Below are 17,510 nucleotides of genomic sequence, written 5' to 3'. Positions count from 1 at the left end.
TCGGCGTCGCGCGGTGATCTGAATCATATGTCCGGCTTGGTGCCGATGACGACGGTGGAGTAGAGCTCGTCGGATTCGGCGATGCGGCCGGTGAAGCCGTGCGCGGCGAGGATGGTGATCGAGGGCCTGGCCTGGGCCTCGGTGGATTCGACCAGCAGGTGGCCGCCCGGCGCGAGCCAGGTACGGGCGGCGGTGACGACGCGGCGGAAGATGTCCAGGCCGTCGGGTCCGCCGTCGAGGGCGGTGCGTGGTTCGTAATCGCGTGCCTCCGGCGGCATCCTGGCGATCATCTCCGATGGCACGTACGGGGTGTTGGCGAGCAGGATATTGATTCGGCCGCACAATTCCCGGGGGAGCGGCTCGAAAAGGTCGCCTGCGTAGACGGGTGCGCCGATCAGGGTGAGGTTGCGGCGGGCGCATTCGACCGCCGCGGGTTCGATATCGGTGGCGGCGAGTTCTATCGGGCGGCCTTCGGTGCCAAGAGTGTGTGCCAGCGCGAGACCCAATGCGCCTGAGCCACAACATATATCGACGACGACAGCGTGCCCGGGCATGGCGCGGGCGAGTTCGGCGGCCTCGTCGACGAGGAAGGCGGTGCGCTGGCGCGGTACGAAGACCCCCGGCGCGACCGCTACACGGATGCCGTGGAATTCGGTCCAGCCCAGCAGGTATTCCAGCGGTGTTCCGGAAACCCGCTGTGCGACCAAGTCGTTGAGATCGGCACCGGTCGCCGCCGCCGCGGCGATGAGCAGCTGCGCCTCGTCCTCGGCGAATACACAGCCCGCCGCGCGCAGTTGCGCGACCACATATTCGGTTGGTGTCATCGGGATATCGTGCCGTGTGGACGGGGTGTGATGGGGCCGAGCGTGCACATTTGCGCGAGTTATGCCATTTTCAGCACGCTCGGGCCCATCGCGTTCAGCGTGCGGTCGCGAGCTGGAACGTTCGCGTCGCGTCCAGGTAGATGCCGCGCTGCGCCTGCCTGGCAGGCGGCGGCAACTGCGATACCAGCTGCTCGAGTGAGGTGGTCGCGCCGACCACCTGAGTGCCCGCGACAATGAAGTCGGCGACCGCGCGCCGGATGTGGTTCGGCGAGGTCACCACGACCGCGCTGTTCGCGCCGAGATTGCGCAGCATCTCGGTGCTGAACAGTGCGTTCTGCACCGTCGATCCGGCTCGGCCCTCGACATTGATCCGGGATGCGGGCAGCCCCTTGCCGACGAGCCAGGCCCGCATGGCCTCGGCCTCGGTGATCCCGTTCTGTGGGTTTCCGCCGGTGACGACGATCGGTGAAAGTGGTGAGGCCACCGCCTGCAACCACGCCGCGGTCAGCCGGTTCACCAGTTCGGGGCGCAGCGAACCGTCGGGGAGCAGGCCGTAGCCGAGCACCACGATGCCGGTCTGCGGTCCGACGATCGAGGGCAGCGGATTCGGCAGGGTGGCGACCGCGGCGCCGATTGCGCCGAGCACATTATTGGTCCCCTGGGCCATTGCCGGGTCGACGGCATTGAGGCGGACCAGTGCATCGGCCATGGCGGGCAGATCATTGGCGTAATGCGACCAGATCGCCTGCAGCGAAAGGGCCTCGGCATCGGCCGGGTCGGCGGCGATCAGCTGTCGGAGTTCGGCGCGGCCGGCGGCATCGTCGCCGTCGGTGAAGGCGCGCTGGGCGGAGTTGTAGTGGGCGTCGGTTTCCGGCGCCGCGATGGCGGGTGCGCTCGATAGTCCGGTGATGGTCGCGGCCGCGAACGCGGTCGCGACCCATAGTTTCCAATGCCTCGAGCTCTTCACTACAGTCGACACCTTTCCACGCGTGAAACGGGGTTTCGGTAGGTAAGCTGACAGTTAGCCATGGGCAAGCACAACCACGATACGACTGGTAACAGCCATAGTCGGGTAATTGCCAGGCGTTGCTTCCGGCGTCTTGGCAAACCCGGCGGCGCGCGGGGTGCCCGCCGAAACCGGCCGTGCGGTGCAGCCGATAAGGTGTGACAACGTGGATACCGTTTCGCTGTCCGGCAAGGAACTCGCCGCCGCCATCAACGCCGACACCAAGCAGCGCGCCGCCGCGCTCACCGCGAGCGGAACCGCGCCGCGCCTCGCCCTGATCGTGGCCAATGACGATCCGGCCAGCGCGTGGTACGTGAACTCGCTGCGCAAGGCTGCCGAACGGCTCGGAATCGCCTGCGACACCATCGAACTCGGTGCCGACGCGAGCATCAGGCGGATCCGCGACGAACTCACCGCCCGCAGCGCGGACACCGCCGTCGACGCGATCATGCTGCAGACCCCGCTGCCCGCCGGTGTCACCCTCGACGATGTGAGCTCCGCCATCGCCGCAGGCAAGGACGTCGACGGCGTCAGTCCGCTCTCGCTCGGCCTGCTCGCCTCCGGCCTCGACGGCTTCGTCCCCGCCACCTCCGAGGCCGTCGTCGAACTACTGAAGCATCACGAAATCCCGCTCGCCGGACGGCATGTCGCCGTCGTCGGCCGCTCCAATATCGTCGGCAAGCCCCTTGCTCAACTCCTGCTCGCCGAAAACGCCACCGTCACCATCTGCCATTCCCGCACCACCGACCTCCCCGCCGTCACCTCCGCCGCCGATATCGTGGTAGCCGCCGCCGGCCGCATCGGCCTGGTCACCGGCAAGCACATTCGCGAGGGCGCCACCGTCATCGACGTGGGCACCAACGAAGCTCCCGATGGCAAAATCGTCGGCGACGTAGCCGCGGAAACCGTCCGCGGCAAGGCCGCCGCCCTCAGCCCCGTGCCAGGCGGCATCGGCCCGGTAACCACCGCCCTCCTCATGCGCCACGTAGTAACCGCTGCCGAAAACACCCACTCCGCCTGAGTTATCGGTTTCGGATTCTCGAGTAGCGGATGCCGAGCCAAGCGAACAGGGCGGCTTCGGGTAGAGCCGGTTGATGGTTACGCCGGTGGTTGGTTCACGGTCGGATCCGCCACAATCGCACGGTTCCGTCGTATGAGGCGCTCGCCGAACGGCCGTCGGGAGTGCGGCGAGCCTCATCGCCAGCGGAGGGCCGACCAGCCGCCACTGGGCGCCATCGATATGCAGCCGCGCGGGAAGGAATTCGGCGATCCTGCTGAACAGCGTATCCGCCGGAGCCGGGTCGTCGCGGACCAGCCGGTCATTGTTGCGATAAGATTCCGGATAGTGCGCGCCGGTCGGTGCGAAGCCCGAATCTGTTGCCGTACCGATAATTTCGGCGCATTCGGTGGCGTCGAACACTCCGCGCAACAGGAAGCAGGTCCGTGCTCCGGCGGCAATGCCGGTCTGCACCTTCGCAATCGGACCGGCGGGCAAGTCCAACATGTGCCATTCAGCCTCGGGGCCGTGGGGAAGTCAACGAGATGTTCGTCCCAGTGGATTCGCCGACCGAGGCCTCCGAATCGAGTGCCGCAAGTAATTCACGAAGCGTTGTGCGCTGCTCGGCGCTCAGGCCGGCGAAGACCTCCTCGGCTGCCGCACGGCGGGCAGCGGCCATCTGGGAGAGCGCGGCTCGGCCGGACTCGGTCAGCGTCACCAGGGTCGAGCGGCGGTTGGTCGGGTCGGGCGCGCGCGAGACCAGCTTTGCGGTTTCGAGCGCATCGACGACGGTGGTGGCCGATCGCGGCACGATGCCGAGGTGGTCGGCGATTGCCGCCATCCGCAGTGGCTCGTCGTGGTGGCCGAAAATGCGGAGAGCGCGGGCCTGACCTGGGGTAATTCCCAGGGGAGCGAGCCGCGCGACCTGGTTGCGGCGGATGCGTTTCGCGGTGCGCAGGAACAGCTCGGGGAGATCGGGATCGAGCGCGGTAGCCATTTGTTGAGGATAACTCATTGTTTTGGGAACAATTATGAGTCATGCTCAGTTTCATGACGTAGTCCTCGGAAAGGAGGCGCCTATGCAGCCCCCACATCAACTTCGCCGGATCGTCCGGCTGTTTCGCCCCTATCGCGCGCGCCTGGCACTCGTCGCCGCGCTCGTCGGTTTGTCGTCACTGGTCGCGCTGGCATCGCCGTTCATGCTGCGCGGCATACTCGACGATGCCCTGCCGCACGGCCGCACCGGTCTGCTGACCGCCCTCGCCGCAGGCATGGTCGCGGTTGCCGCACTCACCAGTATCTTCGGCGTACTCCAGACCTATATTTCCACCGCGGTCGGTCAAGAGGTCATGCACGATCTGCGCTCCACGGTGTATGCGCAGTTACAGCGAATGCCGTTGTCGTTCTTCACGACCACCCGCACCGGCGAAGTGCAGTCGCGGATCGCCAACGATATCGGCGGCATGCAATCGACGGTCACCTCGACCGCGACCTCACTGGTCTCGAACTTCACCACGGTGATCGCCTCGGTGATCGCCATGATCGCCCTCGACTGGCGGCTCACCTTGGTCTCGCTGATCATGCTGCCGTTCTTCGTCTGGATCAGCCGCCGCGTCGGCGACGAACGCAGGAAGATCACCGCGCAGCGGCAGCAGAAATTGGCGGGCATGTCGGCGATCGTGGAGGAATCGCTCTCGGTGAGCGGCATTCTGCTCGGGCGCACGATGGGCCGCTCGCCCGCGCTGGTCGACGATTTCGCGCGGGAGTCACGCGGGCTGGTGGACCTGGAGATCCGATCCGGCATGGCCGGACGGTGGCGGCAGTCGACGATTCAGATCGTCATGGCGGCGATGCCCGCGATCGTCTACTGGGCGGCTGGATTGACCGTGGCAGCCGGACATCCGCTGGTCTCGATCGGCACCTTGGTTGCCTTCACGACCTTGCAGACGAGCCTGCTGCGGCCGATGGTGCAGTTGCTGAACACCGGCGTGGAGGTGCAGAGTTCCATGTCGCTGTTCAGCCGGATCTTCGAATACCTGGACCTGAGGCCGGATATCGAGGAACCGATAGCGCCGGTGCCGGTACCGGATTCGGGCGTCAAGGGCGAGGTCCGCTTCGAGCACGTCGGCTTCAGCTATGGATCCGGAACACGGGATGTGTTGCAGGACATCGATATCTGCGTGCCCGCCGGATCCAGTCTGGCCATTGTCGGCGAAACCGGTTCAGGCAAAACCACACTCGGCTACCTGGTGGCGCGACTCTACGATGTGACATCCGGACGGGTCGAGATCGACGGAATCGATGTGCGGGACTTGTCCTTTGCCGATCTCGCCGCCGCCGTCGGTGTGGTCTCGCAGGAGACCTACCTGTTCCACGCATCGGTCGCGGACAATCTACGCTTCGCCAAACCCGATGCGACCGACGAGGAGTTGTACGCCGCGGCGCGGGCCGCACAGATCCACGACCATATCGCGAGCCTGCCCGACGGCTACGACACGCTGGTCGGCGAGCGCGGCTATCGGTTCTCCGGCGGCGAGAAGCAGCGCCTGGCGGTGGCGCGGGTGATCCTGCGCAATCCGCCGATCCTGGTGCTCGACGAGGCCACCAGTGCTCTGGACAATCGCACCGAGCAGGAGGTGCAGGCCGCCATCGATGCGCTGTCCGAAGGCCGGACCACCATCACCATCGCGCACCGGCTCTCCACCATTCGCGACGCCGACCAGATCGTCGTACTCGATCGCGGCCAGATCATCGAACGCGGCACCCACCGCGAGCTCATGGGCTCCGATGGCCGCTACGCCGCCCTGGCCTCCGGCGGCGACCTCCTCCAAGCTGCCTGACGCATTCAGACGGGTTCCGGGTCGGTTGCCGCACGCGCGTCGAATTCGTCACGGGCGGTATGTATTTCGCTGTGGTGCTGCACGGACCAGACCCCCATCGCGTGGCTGAGCTCGCCGAGGCTGGCCCCGAGATCGGTCAGCGAGTACTCCACGCGCGGCGGGACGGTGGGGTAGACGGCGCGGCGGACCAGTCCGTCGCGCTCCAGGTTGCGCAGGGTGCGGGTGAGCATCTTCTGGGTGATGCCATCGAGCCGACGGCGCAGATCGTTGAAGCGCACCGGCCCGCCCGCCATGCGCAGCACGCCGAGGACCAGCAGCACCCATTTGTCGGCGAGCACCGTCAGCACTTCGCGCGCCGGGCAGTTGGTCAGATAGCTCTTGACCAGGTTGTCGGAGCCGGACCAGTCGACGATGGTATCCATCGGGTACCTCGGGATCATTGAAGTGCCTTCTTTCCCTTGGATACTAAGGGACCGCAGAATCGGTGGCATGCTCGCAATCACGCAACAAACATTCGGTGGTCCCGGGGTCCTGGAAATTGTCGAGGTCGATCGGCCGAGCGCCCGACCGGGCGAGGTGGTGGTGCAAGTCGCCGCCACCGGTATGAATGCGGCGGACTGGAAGCTGCGGTCCGGGCTGGTGCGCAAACTCGGGGATCCGCCGTTCACCCTTGGGTTCGATGTGTCTGGGATCGTCGATGCGGTCGGCGCCGGTGTCGAGCAATTCCGGGTCGGCGACGAGGTCTACGGCATGGTGCTCAGCAGGTCCGGCGGCTATGCCGAATACGTTGTGGCACAGGCGGATATCCTCGCACCGAAACCGGCGATCCTGGATCACATCCACGCGGCCGCCGTGCCGACCGCGGTGCTGACCGCCTGGCAGGGGCTCACCGAAGTCGTTGCCGGACAACGCGTACTGGTACATGCTGCGGCCGGTGGTGTCGGACATTTCGCGGTGCAGATCGCCAAGGACCGCGGCGCGTATGTGATCGGCACGGCTCGTGCCGCCAACCACGAATTCCTGCGGGAGATCGGCGCGGATGAGGTGATCGATTACACGACAACCGATTTCGCGGAGGCGGTGCGTGATGTCGATGTCGTTTTCGATCTCGTCGGCGGTGACTACGGATCGCGCTCGCTGCCGGTGCTCGCCGCGGGCGGTCGCCTGATCGACGCGCAGGGCAATGATGCCCAGGACGATCCGCGGTACGAGCGGCTCTATGTCGAACCGTCCGGCCGCGAGCTGGGCGAGCTGGCCGCCCTGTTCGAGGCGGGCCGGTTGCATGTGGAGATCGATCAGGTGCTGCCGATGGCCGAGGTGGTCAAGGCCCATCACCTGAGCGAATCCGGGCGCGTCCGCGGGAAAATCGTGCTGGTGCCGTGGAATTCGCCGATATGAGGGTCAGGCCGCGCCGATTGCGGTGATAAGGGTCTGGTTGCCCACGCGCGCAGTCGTGACGACCTGGGGTTTGTAGGTGATCGATGTCGCATCGGGGCGATGCTCGGTCACCTGCACCAGGTACTGGCCGACGAAAGCTCCCGGTGTAATGCTGATGCAGTGCGTGGTGCCGGCCGGAATGCCATCGATGCCCTGTTGAATCGTCCCGGCGGGGGAGACGGATGCGTTGGGTGCCACGAACTCTCGGGTCGCAACACCGGATCGAGTGACGTAATAGGCGTACTGGAACGCGAATATGACACCCGGTCCGGAATCCAGCCCGCCCGCTCCGTTGCCGGTAATGGTGTCCCCGACCCGCTCGGCCGGGCACTGTGCCGCGGATGTGGATCCGGAGACCGCGACCTGGCTGGGCGTGGACGAGGCCACCGTCGCCGGTTGCGGTTCCGGTCGAATCTGCACGAACGCCACCACGAGTAGTCCGGCGGCCGCGACCGACCCGACCAGCACCGGCATCCACCGGCGCTTCGAGCGGTTCCGACCGGACCGGTCGATCATCGCAGCCAGGGCATCCTCATGCCGGAAGTAGTCCGGCGCAGGCGGTTTCGACTCCGCGGGAAGTTCCTCGACCCATTCGGACCAGTCGCTTCCATAGTCGAGCTCATACTGCGCGGATTCCCCGTCCGCTGCCTGAATCGGGTTGTGTCGCGCCAGGTCGTGCTCGTATCGGTCCGGTGCGTAGTGGTTCGGATCTTGCCGAGTGTGTTCTGTGTCGAAAGCCCCTGGGTGAATCGGGTTCTGGCGCACGGGGTCTCGCTGAACCGGCCCACGCTGGTCCATCTCCTGGGCAACAGGCGCATACCAATTCGGATCTTGCGAGGCATGCGGACGCGGCACGGCAGGCGCAGGAGGGCTCGGGTTCCGGTTGACGGGCACCTGACGGATCGGTTCCGGCACCGTCAGCGAGCCCTGCGCGCCGTCCTGCACAGTCGGCGCCTGGCCCACCGAGACATGCGGAACCAGGGGCTGACGCGCGGGACCTTCCTGGATCGGAATCCGTGGTATCGGCCCGGTTTGCCTCGGGCCCTGGGGATTCGGAGCCTGGCCCCCGGCAACTTGTTGACCGCGAATGCGCCGGAACGGGTCCGTATTCGTCGGCGCACGGTCGACCGGAACTCGTGGCAGCGGTCCGGATTGTGTTGCGGCGCGGTCGATCGGCACGCGGCGTAGTTGACCGGTGTCGACGGGTGCGCCGTCGATCGGGATCCGCGGAATCGGCCCGGTCGGCGCGTTGTCCTCCGTGCAGCCGATCCGGTGGAACGGGTTCGGCGGTGTCGGAGGCTGGTATGCCCTCGGCGCACCGAGCGGCGGTTGTGGCGCAGCGCCCGGCTGCGGGCCTGAATTCGCCCGCGAGGTCATATCCGGTCGATCCATCGCCCCACCTTCATCAGGTCATACGATCACGTGTGTCCCGCAGTTGTATCAACCTCGGCAGGATACTGCCAGGTTTGCTGCCCGTGATGAAATTGAGGGGAGGTGTCGCGAAGGAAAACGGATTGTTTACGGCTCACCAGTGCACGGTGACCGGATCGCCGACGCCGACGGTCTGGTAGTACCAGGCGGCATCATCGGGAGCCAGGTTGATGCAGCCGTGGCTGACATTGGCATAGCCCTGCGAATCCACCGACCACGGTGCGGAGTGCACGAAAACGCCACCCCACGTGAGGCGTTCGGCGTACTCGCCATTGATGACGTAGCCCTCGGGCGAGCTCAGTGGGATCCCGATGGTGCGCGAGTCGAAGACGACCGAACGGAACTTTTCCAGCACCGGGAAGGTGCCTGTCGGTGTCTCGTAGCCGGGCTTGCCCATGGATGCGGGCACCGACCGCGCGAGGGCGCCGCCGACGCTCACGGTGAAGGTATGCGCCGACATATCGGCGTCGGCCACCACGCCCGCATTGGTGCGGAACTCCGTGCGCGCGTTACCGACCTGTACCGAGATCGGCGCCAGGGCCGGTAGGAAACTCGTTGGCGTCCAAGTCAATTCACGATCACTCGCCCAGGAGAAAACGCCTGGCAGTGGGTCGGTGGCTCGGATATCGACCAGTCGTTCGGCTCGGGCGCGGTTGGCGACCGGATTGGCGAATCGAATCGTCACCGGTGCCGCGATGCCGACTTCCCGGCCTGCCGACGGGGCGATCGTCGCGACCGCGTCGGCGTTGGGTTCGATAATTGTAGTGGCGAATGCCGTTCCGGATCCGAAGGCCGCCAAGGCGACGACCGTGGTCGCGAGGAACAGGTATCTGAGTGCGCTCCGCATGGTCCACCCCTTCACGCTGGTGTGGGACGCAGAAATCCATTCTAGGACTTCATGATCAACTCGACGTACCGGTTCTGTAACGGCCGTCCGAGTCCACAAGTTTTCAATATAGGGGCGACATACCCGGCATAACACCGAACAAACGATCCGACCGTTCGGTCGAATTCATCCGCGCACGGCGTGCAATACGTCGGCGTGCAGTGCGTCCGCGCGGGCGGTGATCTCGTCGATGCGGATCAGCACCGTGGCGAACTTATCGCCCTGTTCGGCGCTGAGTGAGCGGACGTTGATCTCGATATTGAGCTGCGAGCTGGTGGCCGCGGCCCGCGCCGCATCGGCGGCGGCGCCGATATCGGTGACCACATTGGGATTGCCGATCGGCAGCAGTTCGGCGGCCAGTGAGAGCACCTCGTCGGCCTCGTCGACGACCGCGGCGGGCACTCGGGCGGCCTCGAGCAGCGCGGCGGTAATGGCATCGCTGCGCGCGGCGGCCAGCTCGGAGGAATCCTTCGGCAACTTGTAGGCGTTGCCGACGGCAGTGAACGCCGCAGCATCGGCATCGGCCAGGGCCAGTGCGCGCTCGCGGGCCGCATCGGCCGCCTCGATGATCCGGTCGATGACCGGCCGGTGCTCGGCATCCTTGGCCCGGGTGGTGTAGCGCGCGACCATCGCGACCAGTGCGGCGCCCTGAGCGGCGTGCAGCGCTGCGACGGCGCCGCCACCCGGTGCGGGTACCTTCGCAGCCAGGTCGGTCAGGTACTGCGCGAGGGTAGCCTCAGCGAAGGCGGGCTGCGACACGGCGGGTGGCCTTTCGTTTTCCTGCGACGACAGTGGAGAACTACGGCGAATACGGTACCGCTCGCGCCGGGGTGGCCGGTGCGCGGCCGGTGCGTAGCTGCGGTTAGGTTGAGTGCTATGCGGATCGGATTGAGCATCAACTACTCGGGCGGCTTCAAAGAGGCGGCCGCCGAGGTGGCCGACCTCGAAAAGGCTGGACTCGACATCGTGTTCGTGCCGGAGGCCTACTCGTTCGACGCGGTGAGCGCGCTCGGATATCTGGCGGCCAAGACCACTCGGCTGCAGCTGGCCTCGGGCATCCTGCAGATCTACACTCGCACGCCCAGCCTGACCGCCATGACCGCCGCCGGCCTGGACTTCGTCTCCGACGGTCGCTATGTACTCGGCCTCGGCGCATCGGGACCGCAGGTGATCGAGGGCTTCCACGGCGTCCCCTATGACGCACCCATCGGACGCACCAGAGAACTGGTGGAGATCTGCCGTAAGGTATGGCGTCGCGAGCGGCTGGAGTACCAGGGCAAGTACTACCAGATCCCGCTGCCCGCCGACCGGGGCACCGGCCTGGGCAAGCCGCTCAAGCTGATCAATCATCCGGTGCGTGAACGCATTCCGGTGCTGCTGGCCGCGCTGGGCCCGAAGAATGTGGAGCTGGCCGCGGAGATTGCCGAGGGCTGGCAGCCGATCTTCTTCGTACCGGAGAAAGCCAAGGAAATCTGGGGCGAATCGCTGGACGCCGGTCTGGCCAAGCGTGACCCGGTCCTCGGCGAGCTGGACGTCTACGCCGGGCCCGCGCTGGCCATCGGCGAGAATGTCACGCCGCTACTGGAATTCGTGAAACCGCATCTGGCGCTCTATATCGGCGGCATGGGCGCCAAGGGCAAGAACTTCTATCACACGCTGGCCACCAAGTACGGCTACGGCGCCGCGGCGGACCGCATCCAGGAGCTGTATCTGGCGGGCAAGAAGGAAGAGGCCGTCAAGGTGGTCCCGGACGATCTGGTGCGGGACATCTCGCTGGTCGGTCCGGCCGGATTCGTGAAGGAGCGGATCGCCGCATTTCGTGCGGCGGGTGTCACGGTGCTGAATGTGGTGCCGATGGCCGCGACCCCGGCCGAGCGGGTCAAGCTGATCGAGCAACTGCGCGAACTCTGTGCCTAATTGCAGCGTCTTCGGCGCAGCGTGTCCGCGGCCCGGATGTCAGCATCGCGTAGCGATTCGATGAGGCGTGGTGGTCGGGCGAAGGGGGGCCCCGCGGCCGAGCAGTCGAGACTTGCGCCTTCGGCGCATGCGCTTCGACCGCTCGGCCGTGAGACGGGCCGCGAACGTCGCTGGTAAGACTCGCTCCGTGGTGGTCGGGATCGGAAAGGTTCCGGTTGAAATCAGGCCGCGCTACCGGAGTGCGGCCAGCGCCTCGGCCAGGGTGGTGTGCAATGCGAACACCTGGTCCAGACTCGTCATCTTGAGCTGTCGGCTGGTGGCCGGACCGTCCGCGACCACCACGATGGTCGTCGTGTCGCCTGCCCGCTGATGCGCCGCGACCAGGGTCGCCATACCCGCCGAGGCGAGGAAGCTGACGCCGGTCAGGTCGATGATCAGGACCGCCGGTTTGCCGGTGAGGATGGCCTCGATGGTGTTCTCCAGCGCTGGCGCGGTCGCCAGATCGACCTCGCCGGAAACCGTGAGCACGGTCGCGCCATCGTGTGCCTCGACTGTGGTGGTCATCGTGTCCGCCAGGGGATACGCGTCTCCGGAGTTGTTTGTCACATCATCACAATCTGCCATGAACCCGCCTTTCGCGCTGCATTCCTCAGCCAGAAACCTGGCGGTTCGTGCCACGCAGTGGGTTCGCTACGGGGGATTTGATCGCGGGCAACGTTACCGACATGCGGACGCGGGTGCCCAGCCCGCTGTGGTCTATCTCCAATTCTTCCGTCAAAGCCCGCATCATGTCGATGCCGCGTCCGCGCGGCCCCGGATCGGCGGAGCGTGGTTTCCACGTTCCGGTGTCGGCGACCAGAATGACGACCTTTTGGGTATCACATTCGGCGGTCAATTCGACGAGTCCAGGATCGGTGGTGGCCGCCGCGGCGCTGGTCGCACGGCCGAGCAGTTCGGCCGTGGAGCTGATCGCGCGGGTGACCGGGCCGCCGTTGCGGTAGGCATGTTCGATGCTGTTACTACAGGCCTCGTTGGCCGCGGCGATCAGATCGGAGGCGAGATCGTGCGGTACCGCGGCGGCGGCGAGCCAAGCCTTGAGCCGCTTGCGCATGGCCGAGAGCTGATCCGGATTGGCCGGAATCTCCAGCCGAAGCGGTGCCGGAGGTTGCCGGTACACGACCATGGCGACGTCATCGTCGTAGCCCGCGGCCGGACGCAGCCGGGAGAGCACGGCATCGGCGACCTCACGCGGCAGCTTGCCCGCGGTATCGGCGAGCACACCCGAGATCTTCGCGAAACTGTCATCGATATCGACGCCGCGCTGTTCGACCAGGCCGTCGGTGAACAGCACCAGCGTCGAACCCGGCGTGAGCGCCGTGGTGGCCTCGGGACGCCGTGGCGTATCGAAAGTAGCCAGCGGCACCGCACGCCCGCCCTCGAGCAATCGGCCCGGCTGGCCGACATCGGCCAGAATCGGCGGCATATGTCCGGCGCTGCTGTAGCGGACCAGTCCGCGCACCGGGTCGAGGACCGCGGCGCAGACCGTCGTGCACATCGCGCCGGGAATCCGTCCCGCGACGGTGTCGAGCTCCGCGAGCAGCTGCGCCGGGCCCGCGCCGCGCAGCAGGAGAGCCCGTGCGGCCGTACGCAATTGGCCCATCACAACGGCTGCGGACAGACCACGTCCGACACAATCGCCGACCACGACGCCGATGGTGCCGTCGCGCAGCGGAACCACGTCGTACCAGTCGCCGCCGATCTCCAAGGGCGGTAGCGCCGGCTCGTAATGCACCGAGAACCGGGGCGGCAGTTCGATCGGACCGAGCATGGCGCGCTGCAGCGTCAGCGAGGTCGAGCGCGCCTGATCGAAGTTGCGCGCTCGCTGCACCGCCAGACTCAGATGTCCGATGAGCAGCGAGAACAGTGTCCAGTCGGCGGCGCTGATGGCGCGCGGCGCGGCGAAGCGCAGCCACAGTGCGGCATCACCGGTCTCACCGAGCGGTGCGACGATGCCCTCGGAACTCTCGATGCCCTCCGGAATCGCGAACAGACTGCGCGCCGGACGGCGGCGAGCCCGATCCAGTAGCGCCCGCGCACGAGCATCGAGCACCGAGCCCTCCGGAACACCCTCGGCTCCGGAGACATACGTCTCCGGTCCGGTATTGCGGTTGGGCCAGACCATCACCACCGCGGTTTCCGCGCCGACGGTGCGTCGCAGTTCGTCCAGCCCGACGGCGAGCACCTCGACCACGCTCGTCGCCGCACCGACCGCGGTGGCCAGTCGCGACGCGGCCTGATCGCGGGCCTGTGCATCGTGTTCGGCGGTGACATCGCGGATGGTGCCGACGAAGATCTGCTCGTACTTCTCCGGTTCGACCATCGCGCTGGTGCTCACCGCGAGCCAGACCGTGCGGCCGTCGCGATGTTTGACCGGAATCACGAAACGCTGTGCCTCGCTACCGAGATCGGGATAGCGCGGCCCCTCCGGTGTCGACCACGGATGCGGCAGCGGGAACGGAAGTTCCGACGCGCCGTATCCGGTCAGCGCGCCGAAGGCGGAGTTGACCTCGATGATGGTGCCCCGCGCGTCGGCCACGAAGAAGCCGTCCTGCAGCGACTCCACCAGGGCGGTGCGGAAGGCGTCGCGTCCCGCGAGATCGTCGATGCGCGAACGCTGTTGTTCGGCGCGACGGGTGCCATCGATATAGCCGCGGGTGGCGATGTCCAGGGCAGCGAGAGTCTGCAGCAGGAATTCCAGTGCGGTCTCGGCGTGTTTGGCGTCCGCGGTGCTCGATTCCGCGGCTTGTACAACGCGGTAATGGTTTTCGGTGAGATCGAGCAGGCTGATGCCCTCGATGAGGGCGCGGCGCCCGAGTTCGTAGCCCTCACCGAGACTTGCCTGCGTCGGTGAGTTCAGATGCCGCCGTAACGCATCCGAGTAGGCGTCGAGAAATGCGGCCAATGCCGCGCTCATGTCTCCGCCTCGCCGGCGCTCGGCTCCGCCATGACCGCGATGGCGGCTGCGCCTTTTGTTCGCTCGCTCCGCTGCATTCCGCCGTTCACGCTGATGCCTCCAGTACGCCGCCTCGGTGGCGGGCCGCGAGCACCAATGCGTCGTCGGTGTCCTTGGCATGCCTGGCCAGGATTTCGGCGGTGATCTCGGCGGTGGATTTGGACGGATCGATGCCGCTGTCAGCGGATTCGGTGACGATGCCGTCGGTCGACATCAGCAGCAGATCGCCCGGACGTACCGGAACGGTCTGCACCTGTAGGTTCTGCGGTAGCCGATAGCCGACAATGCCACCGGTCATCAGGACCGTCGCGCGCATGGCGAGCCCGACCGGACCCGCCGTCAGAATCCGGCAATCGACATTGCCGACGCCCAGCCAGTGCACGGTATCGGATGCGCCGAACAGCGCCAAAGACACTGCCGCACCTCGAGTATCGGCCATGGCCCGATGACACAGCACCATCAGCACGTCCAGCGGTTCGGCGCGGTTCTCCGAGAGCACCTGCGCTGCGCGATCAGCGGCGTCCGCGGCCGCCGCACCGTGGCCCAGCCCGTCCAGGACGGCGAAGAGCACCGCGCCGCCGCCCGCGTCGAGGACCACGCCGCGATCACCGGAGACTCGCTGACCGGGCAGGGCACGGCCGGCCACCGCCCATTCGATCCGGCCGATGATCCCGTCCTCATGCACCGTTGGGTACCCACTTCCACATCTCCACCAACGTGCCGCGTCCGGGTGGGGATTCGACGGTGAGCCGGTCCATCAGCCGGCGGGCGCCGGGTAGGCCGAGTCCGAGACCACGGCCGGTGGAGTACCCGTCGTCGAGTGCGCGGGCGATATCGCGGATGCCGGGCCCTCGGTCCGAGGCCTGGACGACCAGGGCTTGGCGGCCCTCCCGGTCATCGACCAGCAAACGTATTTCACCACTGCCCGCATAACTGGTTATGTTGCGGGCGATCTCGGAGATGGCCGTCGAGATCATGGTCATATCTGTCAGAGAAAAACCGAGCTTGGCCGCCAGCTCACGTCCGGCTTGACGTGCGATCACGATGTCACCCGACACCTTGATCGCGATCACCAAGTTCTCAGCGGCCACTGTCACGACCATCTCGCTGGCGGCGGGCCGGAGTCTTGCGGTTCAGCCAGGCCAAGCCCTCTTCCAGGTCGAGGGCGGTGTGCATGCCCTCGAAGGTGAGGCCCAGCTGCACCATGGCGAACGCGACTTCGGGCTGTAATCCGACGATGACCGTTTCGGCACCGCGGAGCTGCGTCATGTGCGCGATGGTACGGAGCGATCTCGCCGCGAACGAATCCATCACATCGATCGCGGTGACGTCCACGATGATCCCGTGTGCTCGGTATCTGCTGACCTGCTTCATCAGGTCGTCCTGGAGACGCTCGGTATCCGCGTCGGTCAAGGCTGACTGGACCGACGCGATTAAAAAGGTGCCTTGTTTGAGGATCGGAACCGGCATAGGTGGGCCCGATCAGCGCCCATCGCGCTCGGTGAGCATTCGATCCGTGACTCGGGTCACCTCGTAGCCGAGTAAGCGTTCGGCCTCTTCGATACCTCCCTGGAGGTCGCCGACCGCGTTCATCTTGGACAGATCGAGGCCGATGGTCACCAGGGTGAGGGCGATCTCGGAGGACAGGCCGGTGATGATCACATTGGCGCCCATCAGGCCTGATGCGTCGACGGTCTGCACCAGGTGGTTGGCCACCGTGGAGTCGATTTCGGGCACACCGGTGATGTCGATGACGACCACCTTCGCGCGATTGGCGCGGATGGCGCGCAGTAGCTGTTCGGTGAGCTGACGGGCACGCTGCGAGTCGAGCACGCCGATGATCGGCAGGATGAGCAGCTGTTCACGCACCTGTAGCACCGGGGTGGACAGCTCGCGAATGGCTTCCTGCTGCTGGCGGATGACCCGCTCGCGTTCCTGCACGAACGAGATGGCCACGGTGCTCGCGATGCGGTTCGCGGCGGGCTCGTAGGCATCCAGTACCGCGTTCAGTAATTCGAAATCGGCCTGGTATTTCTCGAACAACGAGCGGGCCAGCACGTCACGCAGGAGCAGCACGATGCCGAGGACCTCGTCGGTGTCGACGCCTCTCGGAATAATGCGCTCGGACAGATCGCGTGCGTAGGCCTGCAGCGCCTCGACGCTACCGGTCACGAGCACCTCGACGTAGTTGTCGTACATGGAGGTCGCCTCGGAGAAGATTTCCTCCGGGGTCATCGCGGTCAGCAGCTGGGCCTCGGTGATGCGCCTTGCCCACTCTTCACGCAGCCCGGTTCGGTTCTGCCGCAGGTGTTCGACCAGCTGCGGAAGCAGGTTGTCGACCGGTCCTACGGGCAGGGAATCCGCCGAAAGGCTCATGGACACCTCGGACATGGAAATTCCAGCCCCTTTCGACGGGATTGTCGGGATAGTCGTGCATTCGGCTGCGCGCCGATACCGAGCCTAGTCATACCCCATCCCGGTCGCCGGTGAAACCTGCCGTTAGCTCGATGGTAGATCCGCATCCTCGCTCGGCGGCGCGAATCCGCGTGCCAGCGCCGCGAGTGCCTCGTCGAGATAGACCGTGAGGTCGGCATCGGCGCGGGTCAGCCAGGCATCGAAGGCAGCGCGCGCCGCGGCCAGGGTCGTGCGGCCGACCGCCAGTGCGACCAGGTTGTCCTGCGGTACGCCGAGTCGGCGCGCGGCGAACGCGCTCACCGCCCGCTCCCAGGCGTCGTAGTGCGCGCCCGCGGTGGCGGCCAGTGCTGGATCGCCGCCGACGAGCTGCATCCGAACGCGTAGTTCGGGCACGTCTTCGGCGCGATATCGGTTGGCGTTCACCACAACTCGGCGTACAGCCGTCATCATCGGGACCTCGTCGGGCACGGTGGCGAAGGCCGCGCGCAGCGCCTCGACCTCGGCGTCGAACTGATACCAGAGCACTTCCGCCTTGGTGGGGAAGTAACGGAAGAAGGTGCGCCCGCTGATACCCGCGGCCGCGGCGATCTGCTCGACGGTGGTTTCGTCGAAGCCCTGTTCGGTGAACAGTCGCATGGCGATCAGTTCGAGTTCGCGCTTGGTTGTGCCGCGTGGGCGGCCCCGCACCTTGGCATCTGTCACGGTTGTCGATTATGGGCGTCGATCGCCGGATCTTGATTATGT

The 17,510-nt window shown here is 66.3% G+C and carries 18 protein-coding genes; 4 read left to right on the top strand and 14 right to left on the bottom strand.

The window, feature by feature from the left end; genetic code table 11:
* Positions 1-23: 23 nt before the first annotated feature.
* On the bottom strand, positions 24-824 hold the full coding sequence (locus tag ACQPYR_RS25270; RefSeq protein WP_433621431.1) for a putative protein N(5)-glutamine methyltransferase: 801 nt from the start codon (positions 822-824) through the stop codon (positions 24-26).
* Positions 825-918: 94 nt separating this feature from the next.
* On the bottom strand, positions 919-1,791 hold the full coding sequence (locus tag ACQPYR_RS25265) for an ElyC/SanA/YdcF family protein (protein WP_433621430.1): 873 nt from the start codon (positions 1,789-1,791) through the stop codon (positions 919-921).
* Positions 1,792-1,996: 205 nt separating this feature from the next.
* On the opposite strand from ACQPYR_RS25265, the gene ACQPYR_RS25260 reads away from it, so the two are divergent.
* A complete protein-coding gene (locus ACQPYR_RS25260; protein ID WP_433621429.1) occupies positions 1,997-2,851 on the top strand; it encodes a bifunctional 5,10-methylenetetrahydrofolate dehydrogenase/5,10-methenyltetrahydrofolate cyclohydrolase in 855 nt (284 codons plus the stop codon).
* A gap of 490 nt (positions 2,852-3,341) precedes the next feature.
* On the opposite strand, the gene ACQPYR_RS25255 is transcribed toward ACQPYR_RS25260, so the two are convergent.
* On the bottom strand, positions 3,342-3,824 hold the full coding sequence (locus ACQPYR_RS25255) for a MarR family winged helix-turn-helix transcriptional regulator (RefSeq protein WP_433621428.1): 483 nt from the start codon (positions 3,822-3,824) through the stop codon (positions 3,342-3,344).
* An 82-nt stretch (positions 3,825-3,906) separates the two neighbouring features.
* Here ACQPYR_RS25255 and ACQPYR_RS25250 point away from each other — a divergent pair, with 82 nt between their 5' ends.
* A complete protein-coding gene (locus ACQPYR_RS25250; RefSeq protein WP_433621427.1) occupies positions 3,907-5,667 on the top strand; it encodes an ABC transporter ATP-binding protein in 1,761 nt (586 codons plus the stop codon).
* Positions 5,668-5,672: 5 nt separating this feature from the next.
* Here ACQPYR_RS25250 and ACQPYR_RS25245 read toward each other — a convergent pair whose 3' ends face one another.
* Positions 5,673-6,089, bottom strand: coding sequence for a winged helix-turn-helix transcriptional regulator (locus ACQPYR_RS25245; RefSeq protein ID WP_433621426.1), 417 nt, complete (start codon positions 6,087-6,089; stop codon positions 5,673-5,675).
* 67 nt (positions 6,090-6,156) lie between these two features.
* On the opposite strand from ACQPYR_RS25245, the gene ACQPYR_RS25240 reads away from it, so the two are divergent.
* The gene (locus ACQPYR_RS25240) at positions 6,157-7,065 is read left to right on the top strand and encodes an NADP-dependent oxidoreductase (RefSeq protein ID WP_433621425.1); all 909 of its coding nucleotides are present in this window, start codon (positions 6,157-6,159) and stop codon (positions 7,063-7,065) included.
* Positions 7,066-7,068: 3 nt separating this feature from the next.
* Here the strand turns inward: ACQPYR_RS25240 and ACQPYR_RS25235 are convergent, their stop codons facing one another.
* The 3 genes from ACQPYR_RS25235 to ACQPYR_RS25225 form a co-directional block, all read right to left on the bottom strand.
* Entirely contained in the window at positions 7,069-8,496 is a 1,428-nt protein-coding gene (locus ACQPYR_RS25235; protein ID WP_433621424.1) for a hypothetical protein, read from the bottom strand.
* A gap of 133 nt (positions 8,497-8,629) precedes the next feature.
* A complete protein-coding gene (locus ACQPYR_RS25230; RefSeq protein ID WP_433621423.1) occupies positions 8,630-9,382 on the bottom strand; it encodes a L,D-transpeptidase in 753 nt (250 codons plus the stop codon).
* A 165-nt stretch (positions 9,383-9,547) separates the two neighbouring features.
* Positions 9,548-10,180 (bottom strand): cyclodeaminase/cyclohydrolase family protein, encoded by a 633-nt coding sequence (locus ACQPYR_RS25225; protein WP_433621422.1) that lies wholly within the window; start codon positions 10,178-10,180, stop codon positions 9,548-9,550.
* Between the two features lie 117 nt (positions 10,181-10,297).
* Between ACQPYR_RS25225 and ACQPYR_RS25220 the strand changes: the two genes are divergently transcribed.
* Positions 10,298-11,338, top strand: coding sequence for an LLM class F420-dependent oxidoreductase (locus ACQPYR_RS25220; RefSeq protein WP_433621421.1), 1,041 nt, complete (start codon positions 10,298-10,300; stop codon positions 11,336-11,338).
* A gap of 231 nt (positions 11,339-11,569) precedes the next feature.
* Here the strand turns inward: ACQPYR_RS25220 and ACQPYR_RS25215 are convergent, their stop codons facing one another.
* The 7 genes from ACQPYR_RS25215 to mftR form a co-directional block, all read right to left on the bottom strand.
* Positions 11,570-11,902 (bottom strand): STAS domain-containing protein, encoded by a 333-nt coding sequence (locus ACQPYR_RS25215; protein ID WP_063037258.1) that lies wholly within the window; start codon positions 11,900-11,902, stop codon positions 11,570-11,572.
* An 85-nt stretch (positions 11,903-11,987) separates the two neighbouring features.
* The gene (locus tag ACQPYR_RS25210) at positions 11,988-14,312 is read right to left on the bottom strand and encodes a SpoIIE family protein phosphatase (protein ID WP_433621419.1); all 2,325 of its coding nucleotides are present in this window, start codon (positions 14,310-14,312) and stop codon (positions 11,988-11,990) included.
* Positions 14,313-14,397: 85 nt separating this feature from the next.
* Positions 14,398-15,036, bottom strand: coding sequence for a SpoIIE family protein phosphatase (locus ACQPYR_RS25205; RefSeq protein WP_433621418.1), 639 nt, complete (start codon positions 15,034-15,036; stop codon positions 14,398-14,400).
* Positions 15,029-15,454 carry an ATP-binding protein gene (locus ACQPYR_RS25200; RefSeq protein ID WP_357475559.1) on the bottom strand — a complete coding sequence of 142 codons (426 nt, stop codon included), beginning with the start codon at positions 15,452-15,454 and terminating at the stop codon, positions 15,029-15,031. Before ACQPYR_RS25200 ends, ACQPYR_RS25205 begins: the two co-directional genes overlap by 8 nt.
* Complete coding sequence (locus tag ACQPYR_RS25195; RefSeq protein WP_387292935.1) at positions 15,432-15,821, bottom strand: STAS domain-containing protein; 390 nt, start codon at positions 15,819-15,821, stop codon at positions 15,432-15,434. The genes ACQPYR_RS25200 and ACQPYR_RS25195 overlap by 23 nt, the downstream gene beginning before the upstream one ends.
* A gap of 12 nt (positions 15,822-15,833) precedes the next feature.
* Complete coding sequence (locus ACQPYR_RS25190; protein WP_357475561.1) at positions 15,834-16,742, bottom strand: STAS domain-containing protein; 909 nt, start codon at positions 16,740-16,742, stop codon at positions 15,834-15,836.
* A 108-nt stretch (positions 16,743-16,850) separates the two neighbouring features.
* The gene (mftR, locus tag ACQPYR_RS25185; protein ID WP_387292937.1) at positions 16,851-17,468 is read right to left on the bottom strand and encodes a mycofactocin system transcriptional regulator; all 618 of its coding nucleotides are present in this window, start codon (positions 17,466-17,468) and stop codon (positions 16,851-16,853) included.
* Positions 17,469-17,510 lie beyond the last annotated feature (42 nt).

It is taken from the genome of Nocardia sp. CA-120079 (assembly GCF_050955745.1).
Lineage (GTDB): Bacteria > Actinomycetota > Actinomycetes > Mycobacteriales > Mycobacteriaceae > Nocardia.
Note: the sequence above shows the minus strand (reverse complement) of the source record. Positions and strands in the feature narration are given on the sequence as shown.

What these genes read in the sequence shown, in the direction of transcription:
- ACQPYR_RS25270 (WP_433621431.1), bottom strand. Translation starts at nt 824, where the DNA reads ATGACACCAACCGAATATGTGGTCGCGCAACTGCGCGCGGCGGGCTGT.
- ACQPYR_RS25255 (WP_433621428.1), bottom strand. Translation starts at nt 3,824, where the DNA reads ATGGCTACCGCGCTCGATCCCGATCTCCCCGAGCTGTTCCTGCGCACC.
- ACQPYR_RS25250 (WP_433621427.1), top strand. Translation starts at nt 3,907, where the DNA reads ATGCAGCCCCCACATCAACTTCGCCGGATCGTCCGGCTGTTTCGCCCC.
- ACQPYR_RS25245 (WP_433621426.1), bottom strand. Translation starts at nt 6,089, where the DNA reads ATGGATACCATCGTCGACTGGTCCGGCTCCGACAACCTGGTCAAGAGC.
- ACQPYR_RS25240 (WP_433621425.1), top strand. Translation starts at nt 6,157, where the DNA reads ATGCTCGCAATCACGCAACAAACATTCGGTGGTCCCGGGGTCCTGGAA.
- ACQPYR_RS25235 (WP_433621424.1), bottom strand. Translation starts at nt 8,496, where the DNA reads ATGGATCGACCGGATATGACCTCGCGGGCGAATTCAGGCCCGCAGCCG.
- ACQPYR_RS25230 (WP_433621423.1), bottom strand. Translation starts at nt 9,382, where the DNA reads ATGCGGAGCGCACTCAGATACCTGTTCCTCGCGACCACGGTCGTCGCC.
- ACQPYR_RS25220 (WP_433621421.1), top strand. Translation starts at nt 10,298, where the DNA reads ATGCGGATCGGATTGAGCATCAACTACTCGGGCGGCTTCAAAGAGGCG.
- ACQPYR_RS25215 (WP_063037258.1), bottom strand. Translation starts at nt 11,902, where the DNA reads ATGACCACCACAGTCGAGGCACACGATGGCGCGACCGTGCTCACGGTT.
- ACQPYR_RS25210 (WP_433621419.1), bottom strand. Translation starts at nt 14,312, where the DNA reads ATGAGCGCGGCATTGGCCGCATTTCTCGACGCCTACTCGGATGCGTTA.
- ACQPYR_RS25200 (WP_357475559.1), bottom strand. Translation starts at nt 15,454, where the DNA reads ATGGTCGTGACAGTGGCCGCTGAGAACTTGGTGATCGCGATCAAGGTG.
- ACQPYR_RS25195 (WP_387292935.1), bottom strand. Translation starts at nt 15,821, where the DNA reads ATGCCGGTTCCGATCCTCAAACAAGGCACCTTTTTAATCGCGTCGGTC.
- ACQPYR_RS25190 (WP_357475561.1), bottom strand. Translation starts at nt 16,742, where the DNA reads ATGTCCGAGGTGTCCATGAGCCTTTCGGCGGATTCCCTGCCCGTAGGA.